Consider the following 19,864-nt stretch of genomic DNA (forward strand, 5'->3'; position numbering starts at 1 on the left):
GCCACCATCCCCGCCCCACACCAGGAGGACCGCGCGCATGACCCCGTCCACTCCCGAGGCCCCCGACACGGGGGCGTCCGCCGACCCCGTCGAGTTCCCGATCGCCCGTTCCTGCCCCTTCTCCCCGCCCGACGCCTACGCGCCGATGCGCGAGCGGGGCACCCCGACCAAGGTCGCCGTTCCCGGCGGCAAGGAGGCCTGGCTCGTCACCGGGTTCAAGGACGTGCGCGCCGCGCTGTCCCACCCGGCCTCCAGCTCCGACGCCCGCCACCCCGCCTTCCCGGCCCTGGGCGACGGTGAGCAGGCGGTCGCGGCGGAGCTGCGCCCGTTCATCCGCATGGACCCGCCCGACCACACCCGGGTGCGGCGCATGCTCGTCGGCGAGTTCACGGTCAAGCGGGTCCGGGAGATGCGGACCGCCATCGAGGAGATCTGCCGAGAACAGGTGGAGTACCTGCTCTCCCGGCCGATGCCGGCCGACCTCGTCGGCGACTACGCCAACCGGGTCTCCACCACCGTCATCTGCCGCCTGCTCGGCGTTCCGATGGAGGACCTGGAGTTCTTCCGCCGCATCACCTCCGTCTCCGGAGCCCGCACGAGCACGGCCGAGGAGGTGGGCGCGGCGCTGGCCGACCTGTTCGGGCTCATCGACCGGCTCATCGACGAGAAGGCGCAGAGCCCCGGGGACGACCTGATCAGCCGACTGGTCAACGGCCCGCTGGAGCGGGGGGAGATCACCCGGCACTCGCTGCTGTCCCAGATCGGCATCACCCTCAACGCCGGGCACGAGACCTCGCGCAACATGATCCCCCTGGCCGCGCTGGACCTGCTGGACAACCCCGACCAGCTGGACCTGCTGCGCGAGGACCCCTCGCTGTGGCCGGGAGCGGTCGACGAGCTGCTGCGGCACCTGTCGGTCGCCGATGTCATCACCCTGCGGGTCGCCACCGAGGACATCCCGCTGGAGGGCGCGACGATCCCCGCCGGGGACGGGTACATCGCCCTGCTGGCGGCGGCCAACCACGACCCGGAGGCGTTCCCCGAACCCGGCCGCCTCGACATCGCGCGGTCGCAGCGCAACCACGTCGCCTTCGGCTACGGGGTCCACCAGTGCGTCGGCCAGAACCTGGGCCGCCTGGAGATCGAGGTCGCCCTGCGGGTCCTGTTCGAGAAGGTCCCGACCCTGCGGCCCGCGGTGCCGGTCGGCGACCTGCCGCTGCGCTCCTCCTCGGCGATCTTCGGCCTGGAGGAGGTGCCCGTGTCGTGGTGACCACCGACCCCGAGGGCGGCGGGCTCGTGCTCCACGCCGACACCGACGTGTGCGCCGGCGCGGGCCAGTGCGTGCGCGCCGCCCCCGAACTCTTCGACCAGGACGACGACGGCCTGGTGGTCCCGCTCGCCACCGAGATACCGCCCGCCTCCTCGGCGCGCGCCCTGGAAGCCGTCGACCTGTGCCCCTCGGGCGCGATCGGCGTTCGAGTCCTCTCCCGCCCCGACGGCCGGGAGAACCGCATCCCCCCTGGGCCGTGACGGTCACGGCCCCGAACAGAAACGAGAATCCACCGATGAGACGACGAGCCCTCTTCACGGGCCTGTCCGTGATGGTCCTGGCGGCCTCCGGCTGCGCCGCGGACGGGGACGGACCCGGCGACTCCGAGCGGACGTCGACCCTGCGCTACGCGGCGGTCGGCGCGCCCGCGGCCACCACGAACGATCCGCACGGGCGGGTCGGCAACGAGTCGGACTACCTGCGCTTCGCCATGCTCTACGACGTCCTCACCGTCCTCGACGAGAACGGCGTCGCGCAGCCCAGGCTCGCCGAGTCCTGGGAGTCCGAGGGCGAGGACCTCACCCACTGGCACGTGTCGCTGCGCGAGGACGCCGTCTTCTCCGACGGCGAACCCGTCACCGCCGACGACGTCCTGTTCTCCCTGCGGCGCATCCAGGGCAAGGGCGCCGAGAACAACGGCCGCCTGTCCGTGTTCGACCTGGAGTCCTCCGAGGCCTCGGGCGAACACGAACTCGAACTGGTGACCCGGCGGCCCTACGCCGAGGTCGGCGTCGCCCTGTCCTCCCTCACCTTCGTCGTCCCCGAGGGCGGCGACGACATCGTCGAACCGGTCGTCGGCTCCGGCCCCTTCGTCCTGGAGGGCGCCGACGACACCACCGCCACCCTGACCCGCAACGAGGAGTGGTGGGGGCCCGGAACCGGCGTGGAGCGGCTGGAGATCACCGCCATGCCCGATCCGTCCGCACGCGCCTCCGCGGTCGCCTCGGGGCAGGCGGACGTGGCCGGGAGCGTCGCGCCCGCCACCGCACGACAGTACGACGAGGACGACGCGGTGGAGGTCGTCACCCGGCCCGGCGGCGTCAACCACCCGCTGGTGATGGACCTGACGGTCGCCCCCTTCGACGACCCCGAGGTGCGCGAGGCGGTCAAGCTCGCCCTGGACCGCGAGGCGTTGGTGGAGACCGTGTTCCTCGGCTATGGAAAGCCGGGAGCGGACATCGTCAGCCCCTCGGAGCCCTTCGCCCCGGAGGCCGACCCGGTCAACCGCGACCTCGACCGGGCCCGTGAACTCCTGGAGGAGGCCGGACACGAGGACGGCGTCTCCCTCACCCTGCACGCCACCAACTCCTACCCCGGCATGGAGGAGGCCGCCGTCCTGGTCTCCGAACAGCTCGCCGAGGCGGGCATCGAGGTACAGGTCGAGGTCGGGCCGCCCGACACCTACTGGACCGAGGTCTGGAACGTCGAGTCGTTCTACCTCAACAGCCTGGGCGGCAGCGGGTTCGTGGACTTCTCCCGGATGGCGCTGGTCACCGACGGCCCGATCAACGAGACCGGCTGGTCCGACGAGGAGTGGGACGCCGACTTCGACACGGCCCTGGCCACCGCCGACGAGGCGGAACGGCACGCCGTCCTCGGCGACCTCCAGCAGCGCATCGCCGACGACGGCGGCTACGTGGTCTGGGGCATCGGTGACGGTATCGACCTGACCGCCGCCGGGGTCACCGGTCTGCCCACCGGACCCGGGTTCCACCGCTTGCAGATCGAGCAGGTCGAGGTGGCCGGCTGATGCGGCCCCCTCAGGCGGCGCCCCCGGGCGCCGCCCTCCGGCGCCGGAGCGGGGTCCCCCCGCTCCGCGCGCCGCTGTGGGCCCTGGCCCGGGGGGTCCTGCTCCTGGGCGCGGTGTCGGTGGTCGTCTTCGCGGCCACCTCCCTGCTCCCCGGGGACGCCGCCGAGTTGCGGGCCTCCCCGGGGGCCACCGAGGAACAGATCCGGGCCCTGCGCGAGGAACTGGGACAGGACGCCGAGCCGTGGCGGCTCTACCTGTCCTGGGTCGGCGGACTGCTGGGCGGCGACCCGGGGACGTCCCTGGTCAACGGCCGCCCGGTCGCGGACGCGGTGGCGCAGCGACTGCCCGCCACCGCCACGCTCGTCGGGGGCTCGCTGCTCCTGGCCGCGCCCGCCATGCTCCTCCTCGGCGGGTGGGCGGGGTCGGCCCGGCGCGGACGCGCGGTACCGACCGCGCTCCTCACCGGCGGAGCGGCCGTGCCGACGGTGGTGGTCGCCGCCGGCCTGGCCGCCCTGCTGTCCGGGGCCCTGGGGTGGGTGCCGGCGGTGTCCCTGCTGCCGCCGGGGCGACCGCCGGTCCAGAGTCCCGAACTGCTGGTCCTGCCGGTGCTGTCCATGGCCCTGCCCACCGCGCTGTTCGGCGGCGGGCTGCTCGCGGGGGCCGTCGCCGACGTCGTGGGCCGCCCCCACGTGGCGGACGCGCGCCGTCGGGGCCGCCCGCCGTGGGCGGTCGCCGCGGTGGACGTGCTGCCCTTCCTGATGGCCCCCTTCGCCCGGGTGCTGGCGGTGGCGGCCGGCGGTCTCATCGCCGCCGCCACGGTCGTCGAGACCCTCTTCGGGTACCCGGGCCTGGGCTCCCTGCTGGTCTCCTCCATCGCCTCGCGCGACGTCCCCGTGGTCCAGACGGTCGCACTGCTCGCGGCGGCCGTGGTCCTGGCGGGTCTGGCGCTCGCCGACGCGGTGGCGGGCGGCACCGACCCCCGGAGGCGGACGTGGTGAGCCGGATCCTCATGTTCGTCCTCCTCGCCGTGGTCCTGGCCACGGCGGCCCTGGGCGGATGGGTCGCCCCCCACGACCCGACCGCGCCCCTGGGCGCACCCTGGCGGGGCGCCGGCCCCGAACACCCGCTGGGGACCGACGCGCTGGGCCGTGACGTCTGGTCCCGGGTGCTGGCCGGGGGCGCCGGACTGATCTCCGTGTCCGTCCTCGCGGCCCTGACCGCCTCCTTCGTCGGCGTGGCCGCAGGCCTGGCCGCCGGCTGGGCGGGCGGAGCGCTCGACCGGGCGGCGACCGCGCTCACCGATCTCCTCCTGGCCGTCCCCTCCCTCCTCCTGGCGCTCGTCGTGGCCGTCGCCCTGCCCGGGCACACGGCCGTCGTGGTGGCCACGGTGTGCGGAGGGGCGCCGCTCACCCTGCGGGTGGTGCGCGACGCGGTCCGCTCGATCAGCGGAGCCGGGTACGTGGAGGCCGCCCGCTGCCGGGGCGAGAGCGGCGCGGCCGTCCTGGTCCGCGAGGTCCTGCCCGCGATGAGGGGGGTCGTCACGGCGGACCTGGGGCTGCGCCTGGTGGTGGCGCTCCAGATCGCCTCTGCCCTCAACGTGCTCGGGTTCGGGCCCTCCCCGCCCGAGCCGGACTGGGCCCTGATGCTGCGCGAGAACATGGTCGGCGTCGCGATGAACCCCTGGTCCGTGGTCGCCCCGGCCGCGGCGCTCGGCCTGACCACGGTGCTGCTGGCGCTCTCGGTCCAGCTCGCCGCCGACCGGTATCCCGTCGCCCCCCGGTGGAGAAGGAGGAACGTCCATGTCGGGCTATGAGGTCACAGGGCTGCACGTCGTGGACCGGTCCGGCCGGACGATCGTGGGCCCGGTCGACCTGGACGCGCCCGCGGGGGGCGTGGTGGCGGTCATGGGCGCCTCGGGCGGTGGGAAGACCAGCGCGGTCCTGGGCGCGCTCGACGCGCTGCCTCCCGGTCTGCGCCGGGTCGGTGGCCGGGTGCGGTGGGAGGGCTCCCTCGTGCCGCCGGGCCGGGCCGCGCGCCGCTGGCGGCGTGAGTGCGCCGGTCTGCTCGGCCAGGATCCCGCCTCGGACCTGCACCCGTTGCGCACCGTGAGAGGGCTGGTGCTGGAGGGCCTGCCCGGGGGGCCGCGACGGCGGCGCGTGGAGGCCGCCCACCGGATCCTGGGCCGTCTGGGACTGGACGCGGCCGAGGTGGCCCACCGGCGCCCGCACGAGCTCTCCGGAGGGCAGGCCCAGCGGGTGGCCCTGGCCCGGGCGATCGTCGGTGACCCGGCGCTCCTGGTCCTGGACGAGCCCACCAGCGGGCTCGACCCGGCGACCCTGGAGAGGGTGATCGAGGTCCTCGCCGACCGCAGGGGAGCGGCGGGTCGGGCCACGATCGTGATCACCCACGACCGGGCGTTCGCCGAGCGGGTGGCCGACACGGTGGTCGTGTTCGGTGAGGTCCCCCCGGGCCCCCCGCTCCCGGCGGACGCGGCTCCGGGCGGGGAGGGCGCGGCGGTGCTGGAGTTGCGCTCGCTGGCCGTCGACGCCCCCGGTGGTGGTCCGGCGCTCCTCGGAGGGGTCGACCTCGCGGTCTCCCCCGGAGAGTTCGTCGCCGTGGTGGGGCCCTCGGGCAGTGGGAAGTCCACGCTGCTGCGCGCCGTCGCGGGCCTGCACCCGCCCCGCGCGGGGACCGTGACGGTGGCGGGCGCGGAGGCACCGGCCGCGGTCGCGGACCGCGGCCGGGACCTGCTGCGCGCCGTGCAGTTCGTGGGCCAGGACCCGATGGGCGCCCTCCATCCCTCCCATCGGGTGGGCGCGGTGCTGGCCCGCCCCGCCCGTCTCCTGTCGGGGGCGTCGAGGGAGGAGGCCCGCGACCGGGCCGTCGCCCTGATCGCGGAGGTCGGCCTGCCCGCCGACGTCATCGACCGTCCGCCCGGCGGGTTGTCGGGCGGGCAGCGCCAGCGGGTGGCGATCGCCCGGGCACTGGCCGCCGATCCGGACGTGCTGCTCGCCGACGAGGTGACCTCGGCCCTGGACGCCCGCAGCGCCCGTACCGTCCTGGACCTGTTGGACGCGCTGCGGGCCGAACGGGGGCTGGCGGTGCTGCTGGTGACCCACGACCGGGCGGTCGCCGCCCGGGCGGACCGGGTCCTGACGGTGGACCCCGAGCGTCGGACGCTGCTCCCCGCCCCGGCCGTCTCCGGTGCCCGCTGAGGTGGGTCCCCTCCGGCCGCCGGGACACGGTGGGGGCCGTCCCTCCTCCCACGACGCGGGGGAGGGGCGGCCCCCTTCTCGGGTACGGCGTCGTTGCGAGGCCCTCACACGGAGGGCGGGTGGTCGGTGGGGGCCGAGAGCGTGACGTGCGAGAACGTGACGCGCGCGGGTCAAGGATTCGCTGACCCACCGCCGGGAGGTTCCCTCCGGAGACGATCTCTGGTCGACTGGGAGGGTACGCGATCCGTGCCCTTCGCGATGACGGGGCCGGGATCGAGGGATCGTCTTCAGGGGGAGAGATGACGACGGCACATCTCGTGCACGAGGATCACGCGCATCGGCACGGGGCCACCTGCGGGCACGTGGCGGTGCCCCACCAGGGGCACGTGGACTACGTGCACGACGGGCACCTGCACCACGGACACGAGGACCACTGGGACGAGTGCGCCGCAGGGGAGGAGCACACCGTCCACGAGGGGCACGACCACCGTCACGGTGAGGGTTGCGGGCACGTGGCGGTGCCGCACGAGGACCACGTGGACTACGTGCACGACGGGCACCTGCACCGCGAGCACGAGGACCACTGGGACGAGCACTCCTCCGGTTCCTGACCGGGGTGCGCCTGACCGACGGCGCCCGACCGGACGGACGGCCCCGTCACGTCCCCTCGGGAACGTGACGGGGCCGTCCGGTCGACGGGTGTCGCGGGGACGGAACACCCGCTCCGTCCCCGCCCCCGTCACCAGCTGGACTTGGTGATGCCCGGGAGTTCCCCGCGGTGGGCCATCTCGCGGAAGCGGATGCGGGAGAGCCCGAACTTGCGCAGGTGCCCGCGGGGGCGTCCGTCGACGGAGTCCCGGTTGCGCACGCGGGTGGCACTGGCGTCGCGGGGCTGGCGGCGCAGTTCGGCCACGGCCGCGGTGCGCGCCTCCTCGTCGGTGTGCGGGCTCTTGATGAGGCGCTTCAGCTCGGCCCGGCGCTCGGCGTAGTGGGCGACCACGGCCTTGCGCTGCTCGTTGCGGGCGATCTTGCTCTTCTTCGCCATGTCAGACCTTCTCCCCGCGGGCGCGGATGTCGGCGACCACGCGCTCGATCCCCCGCGCGTCGATGACCTTCATCCCCTTGGTGCTCACCTTGAGCTTGACGAACCGCTGCTCGCTGGGCAGCCAGTACCGCTTGCTCTGGATGTTGGGGTCGAACCTGCGCTTGGTGCGCCGGTGGGAGTGGGAGATGGCGTTTCCGAAGGCGGGTGCCTTCCCCGTCACCTGGCAGACGCGTGACACGGTGGTTCCTCTCTCTCGTGGATTCGGTGGGTCCCTCAGACCCGGGCGGACGGGGTGTTGGAGGGGTAGGGGAGCAGGGCCATCTCGCGGGCGTTCTTGATCGCCGAGGCGATCAGGCGCTGCTGACGGGCGGTGACGCGGGTCACCCGGCGGCTGCGGATCTTCCCCTTCTCGGAGATGAACTTGCGCAGCAGGGCGATGTCCTTGTAGTCGATGTAGTCCATCTCGCCGAGCGGGTTGGCGAACTTACGGGCCGGTTTGCGCTTGGCGGCGGATCGGCGTTCGTTGGCGGGCATGGTCACCTTTCTGAGAATTCTGCGAAGGGGTCGGTCAGGAACTCCTGGCCGGATTCCTCGTCGGTCACCAGACAGGAGTCCAGCAGGCCGATCAGTTCGTCGACCTCCATGTCGACGCCGGTGAAGGCGAGGTGCTGGCGGCGGTCGCCGATCTCCGGGTTCCAGTCCAGACGGGCGCGGACGCGCCGCGCCTCCGGGACGAGTTCGAGGGCCGCCTCGGGGAGGGCGGCCAGCCAGGGGCCTCCGTGCTCCACCATCAGCAGGTCCCCGTAGGACTCCCAGACGAGGAGGTCGTCGGGACGGCCGGCCAACCAGAACCTGCCCCGGCCGCGCGATCCGAGGGAGACGACGCCCTCCAGCGCCTCCGCGAACCTCTCGGGGTGCAGGGGCCGGGTCCTGGTCCAGGTGACGGTTCGCACCCGGCCGTCCGCACGGTCTCCGTACCAGGCCCAGGCCGGGTTGGACCGGGCGTGGGCGGCCTCCGTGTCGAAGGTCCCGCGGGTGAACCCGGCCAGGACCGACCCGGCCCCGATGACCGCGGCGGCGGGGTTGAGCTGTTCCAGCAGGGCCCGGATCCCGTCCGTGCCGTGCTCCGCGTCCGCGCCGTGCACGGTGATCGCCGAGGCGTACTCGACCTGGCGGGAGAGCACCTCGGTCACCGAGCGTTCGTCGTCCTGGGCGATGTCCAGGCCGCGGTCCTCCAGGAGGTCGTGGCAGTACAGGTCGTCGAGGAGGTCCTCGGACCTGACCGCCGCGATGACCGCGGTCAGGTGCAGGGCCTCCTCGTCCGCGATGCTCTCGGCGATCAGCCGCGGCTCGACACCGTCCCAGGCCTCGACCACGCACAGGTCGTGGGCCCCCTCACCGGCGGTGCGCAGGAGGAACGGGATCAGGTCCTCGCGCACCGTGCAGGAGGCGCACGCGTGGACGAGGTCGCCCTCGTGTTCGTCGACGGCACCGGTGCCGTCACGGGTGAGGCGGCGGACCGTTCCCTCTCCGATCTCGGACATGTCGTGGTGCACGACCACGGAACCGTCGGATTCGGCCAGCAGGGCGTCGACCGTGTGCCGACGGGCCGACCGGTGCATGCCCACGACCAGGGTCACACGCATGGGTCCCCCTCTCATGTTCTACCAAGAGTGAAAACGATAATCGTTTCTAGATTGTACGCGCAACGCGACGGAGTGTGCACGGTCGGGCTCGCGGTTCGTGCGGGTTCGCGTCGGTCTATACTCGTGCAACGAAAACCGTTTTCATTATCCCCCCAGGGGTGGTGCCCCCACCGGCCGGGGTGGCCCCGTGCTGTCTCCCCGCCCCCGCCCCGCGGATCCCCGAAGAGAGGAACCCCCACCGACCATGAGCACGCGCAGCCCGCGACGCGCCGGGCCCTCGGCTCCCGCCCTGGCCTCCCGGCGGCGAGCGGACCGGGACCGGCGAGGGTTCACCGCCGCCTTCGCCGTCCTCGCCCTGGCGCTCGCACTCGTGGCCGTCGTCCTCGCCTCGACCGCCACCGGAGCGGTCGACCTGAGCCCGATGGACGCCGCCAGGCTCCTCCTGGGACACCTCGTCCCCGGCATGCCCTGGATGAGCGACGGGACCTACACCGTGCTCCAGGACCAGGCGGTGTGGGGCTTCCGGCTCCCCAGAGCCCTGCTCGCCGCCTTGGCCGGCGCCTCGCTGGCCCTGGCCGGCGCGCTCATGCAGGCCGTCGTGCACAACCCGTTGGCCGAGCCGTACGTCCTCGGCGTCTCCTCCGGTGCGGGCGTCGGCGCGGTCCTCGTCGTCGTCGGCGGGGCGGTGGGCGGCCTGTCGCTGTCCACGGCCGCCTTCGCCGGGGCCGCGACGGCCACCGCCGCCGTCTACCTCCTCGCCCGCAGGAACGGCCGGATCGCCCCGCAGCGACTCATCCTCGCCGGGGTGGCCCTGGGCGCCCTCTTCAGCGCGATCACCAGCTACCTCACCCTGACCACCGAGGCGCAGAACGTCTTCAGCGTCATGTTCTTCCTGCTCGGCTCGGTGTCGGCCGCGACCATGGACTCCCTGCTCGCGCCGGCCCTGGCGCTGCTGGTCGCGCTGGTCGTCGTCGGCGCGAACGTCCGCGGGATCAACGCCCTGCTCGTCGGCGACGAGGCCGCCGCCTCCCTGGGCGTCTCCGTGGACCGGCTGCGCACCGTCCTGCTGCTGGTCTCCGCCCTGCTGGTGGGCGCCGTCGTCTCGGTGAGCGGCAGCATCGGCTTCGTCGGCCTGATCATCCCGCACATCGCCCGCATCCTGGTGGGCACCGACCACCGGATCATGCTCCCGGTGAGCGTGCTCGGCGGAGCCGTCTTCCTGACGGCCGCCGACCTGATGGCCCGCACCGTCGCCGCCCCCGTGGAGATCCCCATCGGCATCCTCACCGCCGTGATCGGCGCCCCCTTCTTCCTGTGGCTCCTGCGCCGCGACCGCGCCTCGACCGTGGGGATGGACCGATGAGGGTCGCGCTGGAGGGGGTCTCCGTCGCGCGCGGGGGCCGGACGATCGTGCACGAGGTCTCCGTCGAGGTGCCCTCCGGATCGGTCCTGGGGGTCCTGGGCACCAACGGCAGCGGCAAGTCGACGCTGCTGCGCACCGTGCACCGGGCGCTGCCCCCCATCGCCGGCCGGGTCCTGCTCGACGGCGACGACGTACGCGCTCTGCGACCGCGCGAGGTCGCCCGCCGCGTCGCCGTGGTCGCCCAGGACTCCCACGAGGACTTCGGGATCACCGCCCTGGACTCCGTCCTGCTGGGCCGGACCCCGCACCACCGCGGATTCTCGCCCGACACCGCCGAGGACCTGCGCATCGCCCGGGACGCGATGGACCGGGTGGGCGTGCTCGACCTCTCCCGGCGCCAGGTCGCGGAACTGTCCGGCGGAGAGCGCCGGCGGGTCCTGCTGGCCCGGGCCATCACCCAGCGGGCCCGGGTGCTCGTGCTGGACGAACCCACCAACCACCTGGACATCGCCCACCGGCTCGAACTCATGGACCTCATCGGCGAACTCGGCCTGACCACCCTGATCGCCCTGCACGACCTCGACCTCGCGCTGGCCCACTGCGACCGGGTCGCGCTGCTCGTCGACGGCCGACTGGAGCGGACCGGCGCCCCCGCAGAGGTCCTCACCGTGGACGTCCTGCGCGACCGTTTCCGCGTCGACGCCGACATCGTCCAGGGCCGGGACCGCCCGCACCTGCTCCTGCACGGTGTGGCCCGTCCCGCCGCCACCGATCCCGCCCCCCGCACCCTCATGGAAGGCACACGATGAACCACCCGTCCGCGACCCGAGGCGGTCGATCCCTCACCGCGTTCGCCCTCACCGGCGTCGCCGCCCTCATGCTGAGCGCCTGCGGAACCTCGGTGGCCCCCGAGGCGTCCCCGGAGGCGGAGACCGCCGAGGGCTACCCCCTCACCGTCGAGAACTGCGGGACGGACCTGACGTTCGAGGCCGCTCCGACGAGCGTCGTCGGCCTCAGCCCCTCCCAGACCGAACTCCTCGTCGAACTGGGACTGGCCGACCGACTCGTCGGCCAGGCCCAGGTCGCCCACTACGAGCTCGACGACGACGTCACCGCGCTGATCGCCGACGTGCCCGTGCTCAGCGAGGACACCCCGCCCACCCGCGAGGACCTGCTGAACGTCGCCCCCGACTTCGTTTACTCGCCCACCGGGTACGAGTTCACCGCCGAACAGGGCTTCGCGAGCATCGAGCAGCTCTCCGAGGCCGGCGCGAACGCCTACACCGCCACCGGCGGCTGCTTCGACCGGCGGGCCGTCGGCACGGTCGACGACCTGTTCACCGACATCGAGAACCTCGGTCTGATCTTCTCCGTCCCCGAGCCCGCCGAGGAACTCGCCGACCAGGGGCGTGAACGCCTGAAGGCGGTCACCGACACGATCGGGGGCGCCGAACGGCCGAGCGTCGCCCAGCTCTACGTCGAGGGCACGACCGTCTCGGCGATCGGCGGCGGTGTGGAGTACGACATCATCGACCGCGCCGGCGGCGCCAACGTCTTCGACCGCGACGAACCCGCGTTCGCCGACTTCTTCGCCGCCGTCATCACGCCGGAGGAGGTCACCTCGCGCGACCCCGACGTCATCGTGTTCGCCGTCAACGACGACGACCACGAGGCCGCCACCCGCGCGCACCTGGCCGAGACCTTCCCCGACGTGGCGGCCGTCGCGGAGGACCGTCTGGTCGCGATCCCCAACTCGGACCTGTTCCCCGGGACCCTCGGCAACATCGACGCCGTCGAGCGGATCGCCGCGGAACTGCACCCCGAGCTGTTCTGACCGGCCCCGACCGGTTCTGAGGGGTTTCGACGCGCACCGCGGGCCCGGGCGGGAGCCGACCGGCCTCCACCCGGGCCCGCGGGCTCCGGCGCCGCGCACCCCCGTTCCGTCCGGCCCACGAGCCGCCCCGACCCCGCCGAGCATGAGAGGCGCACCATGTACCTGAACAGCGGGATCCGGCCCTTCCTGCTCCCCGTGCGCGGCAGGGTCGCCGCGACCACCCTGTCCGCCGTGGCCGCGGCCGCCTTCTCCATCGGCGTCGCCTTCGGCCTGGCCGACGTGACCGGAGCGCTGCTGCGCTGGGAGGAGGGGGGAGCGTCCGCCGTGGCGGCGGCGCTGGCCGCCACCACCGCCTGCGCCGTGGGCCGGGGCCTGTGCCTGTGGCTGCGCGACCAGCTGGCGATGAGCACCGCCGCCCGGGTCAAACGGGCGGTCCGGGCCCGGGTGATGGGCAGGATCTACGAACTCGGCCCCGGCCACACCTGGTCGGGCGGGCGCGGCGGGGTGCAGTCGACCGCCGTGGACGGGGTGGAGCACCTCCAGGGCTACATCGGGTTCTACCTCCCCCAACTGCTGGTGTCGTGGATCGTGCCGGCCGGTCTGCTGGTCGTCCTGACCCTGGTCGCGCCGACCGTCGCGGTCCTCGTGCTCGTGTGCGTGCTCCTGGTGCCCTTCGCCCAGCGCCTGTGGCGCCTGGTCCTGCGCGACCGGGCCCGGGACCACTGGGACCGCTACGAGGCGTTCGCCGACCGGATCGGCGACACCGTCCGGGGACTGCCGACCCTGGTGGCCCTGGGCGCCCAGGACCGGCGCCGCGCCCACCTGGCCGCCTCCGCCGAGGAGCTGCGGGAGGCGACCACGGCCAACATGCGCGCCTCACTGGGGGTGTCGGCGGTGATGTCGGCCGCGATGGCCGTGGGAACCGCCGGCGCGACGCTCACCGCCGCCTTCGAGGCCGCCCGCGGCACCCTGCCCCTGGAGTCCGTGCTGCTGGTCCTGTTCCTGTCCGCCGAGTGCTTCCGCCCCCAGCAGGAGCTGAGCGGCTACTGGCACGAGGGCTTCTACGGCATCGCCGCCATCGGCGCGATCACCCGGCTGCTGGACACCCCGCCCCCGGTCCGGGACCGGGGCCCCGAGGCCCCGGAGGGGGTGCCGGACACCGCGCCCGCCGTGACCTTCGAACACGTGGATCTCACCTTCCCCGGGGCCGCCGAGCCCGCGCTGCGCGACGTCTCCTTCACCGTCCCGGCCGGGGCGACGCTCGCGGTCGTCGGCGCCTCCGGCGCCGGCAAGACCACCCTGGGCCGACTGCTCCTGCGGGACATGGACCCCGACTCCGGGCGCATCCTGTTCGATGACCGCGACCTCACCGACCTGCCCCTGACCGGCCTGCGCCGCCGCACGGCCCGGGTCGCCCAGGACGTGGTCCTGCTGTCCGGAACGATCCGGGAGAACATCGCGTTCGCCGCCGGCCCGGAGGGGGAGGGCGGCACCGGACCCCGGCGGGAGCGGGTCGCCTCCGCGATCGCGCGGGCCCGGGTGGACGACGTGGCCGCGCACCTGGACGCCGGGCTCGACTCCCCGGTGGGCGAGGGCGGACGTCTGCTCTCGGGCGGGCAGCGCCAGCGCGTCGCCCTGGCCCGAGCCCTGGCCGCCGACGCGCGCCTGCTGCTCCTGGACGAGGCCACCAGCGCCCTGGACGCCGAGAACGAGGCGCTCATCACCGAGGTCCTGCGCGCCGAACGCGGCACGCGCACCATGGTCGTCATCGCGCACCGGCTCTCCACCGTCGCGCACGCCGACCTGGTCCTGGTCTTGGAGCACGGACGCGTCGCGGAGTTCGGCCCGCCCGCCGGGCTCGCCGCGGCCGGCGGACGCTGGGCGCAGCTCGTCGCCGCACAGCGCGTGGGCATCGGAGACACACGTTGATCACCGAGCCGGGGAACCGGGAGAAGGGGAACACGATGACCACGGCGAACGGAACGGCCGTGAGCGGCCCGCCCGAGGCGGGACTGGCCACGCTGCCGGGCATGTGGGCGGCCATCAGGGGATGGCGGGGCGTGCTCGTGCTCGGCGTCGCCTGCAACTCCCTGGCGCTCCTGGCACAGGCGGCTGCGGCCCTGGGCGGCGTGTGGGCCGTCGTCACGGTGTTCACCGGCGGCGGGGTGGCCGAACTGGCGGCGCCGGCGCTGTTCACCCTGGTCGCCGTCGTCGCGAGGTCGGTCACGTCGTGGCTGGAGAGCTGGCTCTCCCACGACCTCAGCTTCCGGGTGCTGGCCCGGGTGCGCCTGTGGGTGTACGACGCGCTCGCCCGGCTCGCCCCCGCAGGGCTGTCCCGCCGCCGCTCCGGAGACCTGCTCACCTCGGGGTTGTCCGACGCCGAGGCGTTGGAGATCTTCTACGCGCACTCCTCCCTCTACACGGTCAGCGCGTGGCTGGCCACCCCCGTCCTGTGGGCCGGGCTGGCCATCGTGAGCCCGCCCGCCGCCCTGCTCACGGCCCCGGTGCTCGCCGCCTCCGTCGCGATCACCCTGTTCGCCCGGCGTTGGGCGCTACCCCAGGGCGAGCGCGTCCGCTCCGCCCTGGCGGACCTGGGCGGGGAGGTCGCGGAGAACGCGGGCGCCGTCCGCGAGATCGTCGGCTACGGGCTGGTGCGGCGTCGTGCCGAACGCCTGGCGACCCTTGACGACCGGCTCCTCACCGCCCAGTTCCGCAACGCCCGCCGGGCCGGCGCGGAGACCGCCGTGCTCGGCGTCGTCTCCCTCGCCGCCGCGATCGTCACCGCGGCCGTGGCCGGCTGGCAGCTGGACCGGGGAACGCTCGCCCCCGAAGCCGTTCCGTTCGCGATCGTGCTGGCGACCATGGCGACCACGCCGATCCTCCAGTGGGCGGCGATGACCCGCCACTACGGCACCACCGGGGAGGCCGCGGCGCGCATCGAGACGTTGCTGGCGGCCGAGCCGCCGATCGCCGCGCACGGGGAACGGTCCGCCCCGCCGGAGGGCGACGGCGCCGCGCACGCCCGCGGGATCGCGTTCGCGTGGAGCGAGGTCGACCCCGAGGCGTCCACCCGTCCGGCGGTCCGCGACCTCACCGTGCGGATCCGTCCCGGGGAGCACGTCGCGATCGCCGGCCGGTCGGGATCGGGCAAGTCCACCTTCGCCCAGTTGCTGGCCCGGTGCGTGGACCCCGGGCGCGGAGACGTCACCGTGAGCGGTGGCCCGCTGCGGGAGTACACGAGATCCGCGCTGCCGCGCGTGGTCTCGCTGCTGCCCCAGGACGTCTCCCTGTTCCAGGAGACGGTGCGCGACAACCTGATGCTGGCCACCGACGAGCCCCTCACCGACGCCGACCTGTGGCGGGTGCTGCGGGTCGCGCACGCCGACGCCGTCGTCCGACGCCTCCCGGAGGGTCTGGACACGGTGCTCGCCGACAACGGGCGTTCCCTGTCCGGCGGGGAGCGCCAGCGCCTGGCCCTGGCCCGGACGCTGCTGAACCCGGCGCAGGTGCTGATCCTGGACGAGGCGGTCAGCCAGCTCGACGCTGTCGGTGAGCACGACGTGCAGGACGCCCTCACCGGCACCCGGCGGGACAGGACCACGATCACCATCGCGCACCGGCTCTCCACCCTGCTGCACGCAGAGCGGATCATCGTCCTCGACGAGGGGCGTCCGGTCGGCGACGGCACCCACGCCGACCTGCTCCGGGACTGCCCCGCCTACCGCCGCCTGGTCGGCCCCCAGCTCGACGCCGTCCTCTGATCCCACCCTCCCCGGCGAGGGAGGGGTTCCGGTCGGGTGGGGCCGTGGCACGGCGGCGGCCCCTCTCCGAGGGGGTTCCCTTCCCCCCAAGGCGTGTCGGAGCGGGAGGGGCGTCACCGAGGCGAGTCGGGTGGCAACGGTGCGCATCTCCCCGGCCGACGCGGTGTGAGAACACGGCGGGAAGGCAAGGAAAGGTAATGCGGAGCCGTCGGCGATCCCTCGAAGCCACCCGTCGCCCGGGGACGCGACCTCCGGCCGGCGCCATCGCACCCCGCGGCTTCCCGGGTGCGGACGAGTGAGGGAGGGGCGGCCATGGAAGATCGGGGCCCGGAACCGTGCGTCCTCGACATCGAGGACATGACCGAGCGGAACGGGAACTTCCGCACCGCCGTGTGGACGGGGAGGAACCTCCAGGTCACCGTCATGTCCATCGAACCCGGCGGGGACGTGGGGCTGGAGGTGCACCGGGACCGCGACCAGTTCCTGCGCGTCGAGGCGGGTGAGGCCCGGGTGGAGATGGGGCCCTCCCGGGACGAGGTGGACCTCGTGTACGAGGCGGGGGACGGTTCCGCCGTTCTCGTTCCCGCCGGGACCTGGCACAACATCGTCAACGCGGGCGATGTCCCCCTGAAGCTGTACTCGGTGTACGCCCCCGCCGAGCACCCGCACGGCACCGTGCACCCGACACCGGCCGACGACCCGGAACGCCCGGCGTAGCCCGCCCCCGACCGTGCGCGGCACCGGTCGCCACGACGGCCCCGTCGGACGGGCCGCCCAGGAGACCCCGCCCCGGGGTCGGGTCTCCTGGGCCGGGCCGTTCACGGACGGTCGCGGGGCCGACGGCGGCCTCGGGGGAGGGGGACCGGCCGGGTTCCGGGGACGACCGTGTAGGACACCGAGCCGATGCCCTCCACCGTATGTTCCCGGGCGCCGCCAACCGCGACCCGCGACACTGGACCGACCCCGACTCCTTCGATCTCACACGCGACCCCTCCGCCCACGTAGGGTTCGGCATGGGGCTGCATCAGTGCGTGGGCCAACACGTCGCCCGGTTGGAGGCCGAGTCGCTGCTCACCGCCCAGGCCGAGCGCGTCGAGCACATCGAACTCGCGGACACGCCCGTCCGCCACCTCGACAACACCCTGCGTGCCTGGTCCTCGATGCCGGTGCGCGTCCGCACCGTCTGAACGACCGCCGTCCGGGCCCGCCCCGCGGGCCGTGAACGCCACAGGAAGGACAACGATGCAGCACGTACGCGGCGTCATCGCCCGAGCCGAGGGGGCACCGGTCTCCGTCGAGACCATCGTCATCCCCGACCCCGGCCCCGGAGAGGCCGTGGTGAAGGTGCAGGCCTGCGGTGTGTGCCACACCGACCTGCACTACCGCCAGGGCGGGATCGGCGACGAGTTCCCCTACCTGCTCGGCCACGAGGCCGCCGGGATCGTGGAGTCGGTCGGCCCCGGGGTGACCGAGGTGGGACCGGGCGACTTCGTCGTCCTCAACTGGCGTGCCGTGTGCGGCCGCTGCCGGGCCTGCCTGCGCGGACGCCCCTGGTACTGCTTCGACACCCACAACGCGACACAGCGCATGACCCTGGAGGACGGCACCGAACTCTCCCCGGCCCTGGGGATCGGCGCCTTCGCCGACAAGACCCTCGTCGCCGCCGGACAGTGCACCAGGGTCGACCCCGCCGCCGAACCCGAGGTCGCCGGACTCCTCGGCTGCGGTGTGATGGCCGGACTGGGCGCCGCCGTCAACACCGGGGGCGTGGGCCGGGGCGACTCGGTCGCCGTGATCGGCTGCGGGGGTGTGGGGAGCGCCGCCGTGCTCGGGTCGAGGACGGCCGGGGCCACCACGATCGTCGCCGTCGACCTCGACGAGCGCAAGCTCGCCAAGGCCCGGGAACTGGGCGCGACGCACACCGTCAACGCCGCGACCACCGACCCGGTGGCCGCCGTGCGCGACCTCACCGGCGGACACGGGGCCGACGTGGTCATCGACGCCGTGGGCACCCCCGCCACCTACGAGCAGGCGTTCCAGGCCCGGGACCTGGCCGGGACCGTGGTCCTGGTCGGCGTGCCGGCCCCCGACGCGCGCCTCTCACTGCCGCTCGCGGACGTGTTCGGGCGCGGGGGCTCGCTGAAGTCCTCCTGGTACGGCGACTGCCTGCCCTCGCGGGACTTCCCGATGCTCATCGACCTGTACCTCCAGGGACGTCTGAACCTGGGGGCGTTCGTCTCCGAGACCATCCCGCTCGACGGGGTGGAGGATGCCTTCGCCACCATGCGCGACGGCGACGTGCTGCGCTCGGTGGTGGTCCTGTGAGCGGGGCGCGCATCGACCACGTGGTCACCTCGGGCCTGTTCACCCTGGACGGCGGGAGCTGGGAGGTCGACAACAACGTCTGGATCGTCGGGGACGACGCCGAGGTGATCGTCATCGACGCGGCGCACGACGCCGACGCGATCCTGGCCGCGGTGAACGGTCGGCGGGTGTCGGCGATCGTGTCCACCCACGGCCACGACGACCACATCGACGCGGCTCCCGACCTGGCCGCCCGGGCCGGGGCGCCGGTCCTCCTGCACGCCGACGACCTGATGCTGTGGCGGGCGCGGCACCCCGACACCCGACCGGACGGGGAACTCCGTGACGGACAACGGCTGGCGGTGGCCGGCACGGAGCTGACGGTGCTGCACACGCCGGGGCACAGTCCCGGCGCGGTCTGCCTGTACGCGCCCGACCTGGCCGCGGTGTTCTCCGGCGACACCCTGTTCCAGGGCGGGCCCGGGGCCACCGGACGATCCTTCTCCGATTTCCCGACCATCATCGGTTCCATCCGGGACCGGCTGCTCGGCCTGCCGCCCGGCACGGCCGTGCACACCGGCCACGGCCCGTCCACCACCATCGGCGACGAGGCTCCCCACCTCCAGGAATGGATCGCCCGCGGCCACTAGGGCGTGTATCGAAAGTGGATCTTGAGGTGAGATGAACTCGCTTTGTGGCATGTGGTGATCTGACGGATGCGCAGTGGGCTCGCCTGGAGTCGCTGTTGCCAGCGGGCAAGAAGCCGGGGCGCCCGCCGGTGTGGACCCGGCGGCAGTTGATCGACGGCATACGGTGGCGGACCCGAACCGGGACGCCGTGGCGGGATGTGCCGGAGCGGTATGGCCCGTGGTGTCGGGTGTACGACTTGTTCCGGTGTTGGCAGCGGAACGGCGCCTGGCAACGGATCTTCGCTGAACTGCAGGCCCAGGCCGACGCGAAGCAGCTGATCACCTGGGAGATCAACGTCGACTCCACCGTCTGCCGGGCCCACCGGCACGCCGCCGGAGCAAGGAGAAGGGGGATCTTCAGAAGGAACCGCCCGGCGGCCTCACGTCCGAGCCCGAGGACCATGGGCTCGGACGCTCGCGCGGCGGCCTGACCACCAAGTTGCACCTCGCCGTTGAGCAGGGTCAGAAGCCCATGTCCATCGTGATCACGGCCGGCCAGCGCGGGGACTCTCCTCAGTTCGAGCCCGTACTGAAGAAGATCCGGGTGCATCGGCTGGGGCCCGGCAGGCCCCGCACCCGACCGGACCGGGTGCGGGCCGACGAGGCGTACGCCTCCCACAAGAACCGTGCCCATCTGCGGCGTCGTGGTATCCGTTGCACCATCCCCGACAAGGCTGACCATGTCCGCAACCGCAAGAAACTTGGCTCCCACGGCGGCCGTCCGCCGAAGTTCGACAAGACCGATTATCGCGAGCGCCACGCGGTGGAGTGCGGGATCAACCGCCTCAAGAGGCACCGCGCGGTGGCCACCCGCTACGAGAAACTCGCCGTCCGCTACGAAGCGACTGTCCTCGTTGCGGCCATCAACGAGTGGCTGTGACCAGCACTTTCGCAACCGGCTGCGCGGCAAGTGCGAGAAAACGGTTC

Annotated in this window: 21 protein-coding genes; 17 read left to right on the forward strand and 4 right to left on the reverse strand. The window is 73.6% G+C overall.

The features are described from left to right. The first annotated feature begins 37 nt into the window (after positions 1–37). From RM479_RS22525 to RM479_RS22555, 7 genes are all read left to right on the forward strand, one after another. Complete coding sequence (locus RM479_RS22525; protein ID WP_311513749.1) at positions 38–1,270, forward strand: cytochrome P450; 1,233 nt, start codon at positions 38–40, stop codon at positions 1,268–1,270. After that, positions 1,264–1,530, forward strand: a complete 267-nt coding sequence (locus tag RM479_RS22530) for a ferredoxin (protein ID WP_311513750.1) — start codon at positions 1,264–1,266, stop codon at positions 1,528–1,530. Before RM479_RS22525 ends, RM479_RS22530 begins: the two co-directional genes overlap by 7 nt. A 35-nt stretch (positions 1,531–1,565) precedes the next feature. After that, positions 1,566–3,080 carry an ABC transporter substrate-binding protein gene (locus RM479_RS22535; RefSeq protein WP_311513751.1) on the forward strand — a complete coding sequence of 505 codons (1,515 nt, stop codon included), beginning with the start codon at positions 1,566–1,568 and terminating at the stop codon, positions 3,078–3,080. Beyond that, positions 3,080–4,078, forward strand: coding sequence for an ABC transporter permease (locus RM479_RS22540; RefSeq protein ID WP_311513752.1), 999 nt, complete (start codon positions 3,080–3,082; stop codon positions 4,076–4,078). The genes RM479_RS22535 and RM479_RS22540 overlap by 1 nt, the downstream gene beginning before the upstream one ends. Next, the gene (locus RM479_RS22545; RefSeq protein ID WP_311513753.1) at positions 4,075–4,893 is read left to right on the forward strand and encodes an ABC transporter permease; all 819 of its coding nucleotides are present in this window, start codon (positions 4,075–4,077) and stop codon (positions 4,891–4,893) included. Before RM479_RS22540 ends, RM479_RS22545 begins: the two co-directional genes overlap by 4 nt. Then, positions 4,880–6,295, forward strand: a complete 1,416-nt coding sequence (locus RM479_RS22550; RefSeq protein ID WP_311513754.1) for an ABC transporter ATP-binding protein — start codon at positions 4,880–4,882, stop codon at positions 6,293–6,295. The genes RM479_RS22545 and RM479_RS22550 overlap by 14 nt, the downstream gene beginning before the upstream one ends. A gap of 299 nt (positions 6,296–6,594) precedes the next feature. Then, entirely contained in the window at positions 6,595–6,906 is a 312-nt protein-coding gene (locus RM479_RS22555; RefSeq protein WP_311513755.1) for a threonine dehydratase, read from the forward strand. Positions 6,907–7,034: 128 nt separating this feature from the next. Here the strand turns inward: RM479_RS22555 and rpsN are convergent, their stop codons facing one another. Genes rpsN through RM479_RS22575 form a run of 4 tightly spaced genes read right to left on the reverse strand, consistent with a single transcriptional unit; the run spans position 7,035 to position 8,986 of the window. After that, positions 7,035–7,340, reverse strand: coding sequence for a 30S ribosomal protein S14 (gene rpsN, locus RM479_RS22560; RefSeq protein WP_274810572.1), 306 nt, complete (start codon positions 7,338–7,340; stop codon positions 7,035–7,037). A gap of 1 nt (position 7,341) precedes the next feature. Then, positions 7,342–7,578, reverse strand: coding sequence for a 50S ribosomal protein L28 (rpmB, locus tag RM479_RS22565; protein WP_274810571.1), 237 nt, complete (start codon positions 7,576–7,578; stop codon positions 7,342–7,344). 35 nt (positions 7,579–7,613) lie between these two features. Beyond that, positions 7,614–7,874, reverse strand: coding sequence for a 30S ribosomal protein S18 (gene rpsR, locus RM479_RS22570; protein ID WP_274810570.1), 261 nt, complete (start codon positions 7,872–7,874; stop codon positions 7,614–7,616). A gap of 2 nt (positions 7,875–7,876) precedes the next feature. After that, positions 7,877–8,986 (reverse strand): CobW family GTP-binding protein, encoded by a 1,110-nt coding sequence (locus RM479_RS22575; RefSeq protein WP_311513756.1) that lies wholly within the window; start codon positions 8,984–8,986, stop codon positions 7,877–7,879. Between the two features lie 244 nt (positions 8,987–9,230). Here RM479_RS22575 and RM479_RS22580 point away from each other — a divergent pair, with 244 nt between their 5' ends. The 10 genes from RM479_RS22580 (at position 9,231) to RM479_RS22625 (ending at position 19,817) form a co-directional block, all read left to right on the forward strand. Further along, entirely contained in the window at positions 9,231–10,349 is a 1,119-nt protein-coding gene (locus RM479_RS22580) for a FecCD family ABC transporter permease (RefSeq protein ID WP_311513757.1), read from the forward strand. Next, positions 10,346–11,158, forward strand: coding sequence for an ABC transporter ATP-binding protein (locus RM479_RS22585; protein WP_311513758.1), 813 nt, complete (start codon positions 10,346–10,348; stop codon positions 11,156–11,158). The genes RM479_RS22580 and RM479_RS22585 overlap by 4 nt, the downstream gene beginning before the upstream one ends. Continuing rightward, positions 11,155–12,183 carry an ABC transporter substrate-binding protein gene (locus tag RM479_RS22590; RefSeq protein WP_311513759.1) on the forward strand — a complete coding sequence of 343 codons (1,029 nt, stop codon included), beginning with the start codon at positions 11,155–11,157 and terminating at the stop codon, positions 12,181–12,183. The genes RM479_RS22585 and RM479_RS22590 overlap by 4 nt, the downstream gene beginning before the upstream one ends. Before the next feature lie 156 nt (positions 12,184–12,339). Then, the gene (locus RM479_RS22595; RefSeq protein ID WP_311513760.1) at positions 12,340–14,112 is read left to right on the forward strand and encodes an ABC transporter ATP-binding protein/permease; all 1,773 of its coding nucleotides are present in this window, start codon (positions 12,340–12,342) and stop codon (positions 14,110–14,112) included. 35 nt (positions 14,113–14,147) lie between these two features. After that, positions 14,148–15,944, forward strand: a complete 1,797-nt coding sequence (locus RM479_RS22600) for an ABC transporter ATP-binding protein (RefSeq protein ID WP_311513761.1) — start codon at positions 14,148–14,150, stop codon at positions 15,942–15,944. 312 nt (positions 15,945–16,256) lie between these two features. Next, complete coding sequence (locus RM479_RS22605) at positions 16,257–16,661, forward strand: cupin domain-containing protein (RefSeq protein WP_311513762.1); 405 nt, start codon at positions 16,257–16,259, stop codon at positions 16,659–16,661. Between the two features lie 200 nt (positions 16,662–16,861). Next, the gene (locus tag RM479_RS22610) at positions 16,862–17,131 is read left to right on the forward strand and encodes a cytochrome P450 (RefSeq protein ID WP_311513763.1); all 270 of its coding nucleotides are present in this window, start codon (positions 16,862–16,864) and stop codon (positions 17,129–17,131) included. A 55-nt stretch (positions 17,132–17,186) separates the two neighbouring features. Beyond that, entirely contained in the window at positions 17,187–18,269 is a 1,083-nt protein-coding gene (locus RM479_RS22615) for an S-(hydroxymethyl)mycothiol dehydrogenase (RefSeq protein ID WP_311513764.1), read from the forward strand. Then, positions 18,266–18,898: an MBL fold metallo-hydrolase gene (locus RM479_RS22620; protein WP_311513765.1), complete on the forward strand. Its 633-nt coding sequence runs from the start codon at positions 18,266–18,268 to the stop codon at positions 18,896–18,898. The genes RM479_RS22615 and RM479_RS22620 overlap by 4 nt, the downstream gene beginning before the upstream one ends. A 44-nt stretch (positions 18,899–18,942) precedes the next feature. After that, a protein-coding gene (locus tag RM479_RS22625; protein WP_397222905.1) for an IS5 family transposase occupies positions 18,943–19,817 on the forward strand; the annotation gives its coding sequence in 2 pieces (ribosomal slippage) (positions 18,943–19,332 and positions 19,335–19,817; 873 coding nt in all). Positions 19,818–19,864: the final 47 nt, after the last annotated feature.

The sequence above is a fragment of the Nocardiopsis lambiniae genome (genome assembly GCF_031845465.1).
GTDB classification, from domain to species: Bacteria; Actinomycetota; Actinomycetes; order Streptosporangiales; family Streptosporangiaceae; genus Nocardiopsis; species Nocardiopsis lambiniae.

Excerpts from the sequence above, each read along its gene's own strand:
- RM479_RS22525 (WP_311513749.1), top strand. The coding sequence starts at position 38 with ATGACCCCGTCCACTCCCGAGGCCCCCGACACGGGGGCGTCCGCCGAC.
- RM479_RS22535 (WP_311513751.1), top strand. The coding sequence starts at position 1,566 with ATGAGACGACGAGCCCTCTTCACGGGCCTGTCCGTGATGGTCCTGGCG.
- RM479_RS22540 (WP_311513752.1), top strand. The coding sequence starts at position 3,080 with ATGCGGCCCCCTCAGGCGGCGCCCCCGGGCGCCGCCCTCCGGCGCCGG.
- RM479_RS22550 (WP_311513754.1), top strand. The coding sequence starts at position 4,880 with ATGTCGGGCTATGAGGTCACAGGGCTGCACGTCGTGGACCGGTCCGGC.
- RM479_RS22555 (WP_311513755.1), top strand. The coding sequence starts at position 6,595 with ATGACGACGGCACATCTCGTGCACGAGGATCACGCGCATCGGCACGGG.
- rpsN (WP_274810572.1), bottom strand. The coding sequence starts at position 7,340 with ATGGCGAAGAAGAGCAAGATCGCCCGCAACGAGCAGCGCAAGGCCGTG.
- rpsR (WP_274810570.1), bottom strand. The coding sequence starts at position 7,874 with ATGCCCGCCAACGAACGCCGATCCGCCGCCAAGCGCAAACCGGCCCGT.
- RM479_RS22575 (WP_311513756.1), bottom strand. The coding sequence starts at position 8,986 with ATGCGTGTGACCCTGGTCGTGGGCATGCACCGGTCGGCCCGTCGGCAC.
- RM479_RS22580 (WP_311513757.1), top strand. The coding sequence starts at position 9,231 with ATGAGCACGCGCAGCCCGCGACGCGCCGGGCCCTCGGCTCCCGCCCTG.
- RM479_RS22585 (WP_311513758.1), top strand. The coding sequence starts at position 10,346 with ATGAGGGTCGCGCTGGAGGGGGTCTCCGTCGCGCGCGGGGGCCGGACG.
- RM479_RS22590 (WP_311513759.1), top strand. The coding sequence starts at position 11,155 with ATGAACCACCCGTCCGCGACCCGAGGCGGTCGATCCCTCACCGCGTTC.
- RM479_RS22595 (WP_311513760.1), top strand. The coding sequence starts at position 12,340 with ATGTACCTGAACAGCGGGATCCGGCCCTTCCTGCTCCCCGTGCGCGGC.
- RM479_RS22600 (WP_311513761.1), top strand. The coding sequence starts at position 14,148 with ATGACCACGGCGAACGGAACGGCCGTGAGCGGCCCGCCCGAGGCGGGA.
- RM479_RS22605 (WP_311513762.1), top strand. The coding sequence starts at position 16,257 with ATGGAAGATCGGGGCCCGGAACCGTGCGTCCTCGACATCGAGGACATG.
- RM479_RS22610 (WP_311513763.1), top strand. The coding sequence starts at position 16,862 with ATGTTCCCGGGCGCCGCCAACCGCGACCCGCGACACTGGACCGACCCC.
- RM479_RS22615 (WP_311513764.1), top strand. The coding sequence starts at position 17,187 with ATGCAGCACGTACGCGGCGTCATCGCCCGAGCCGAGGGGGCACCGGTC.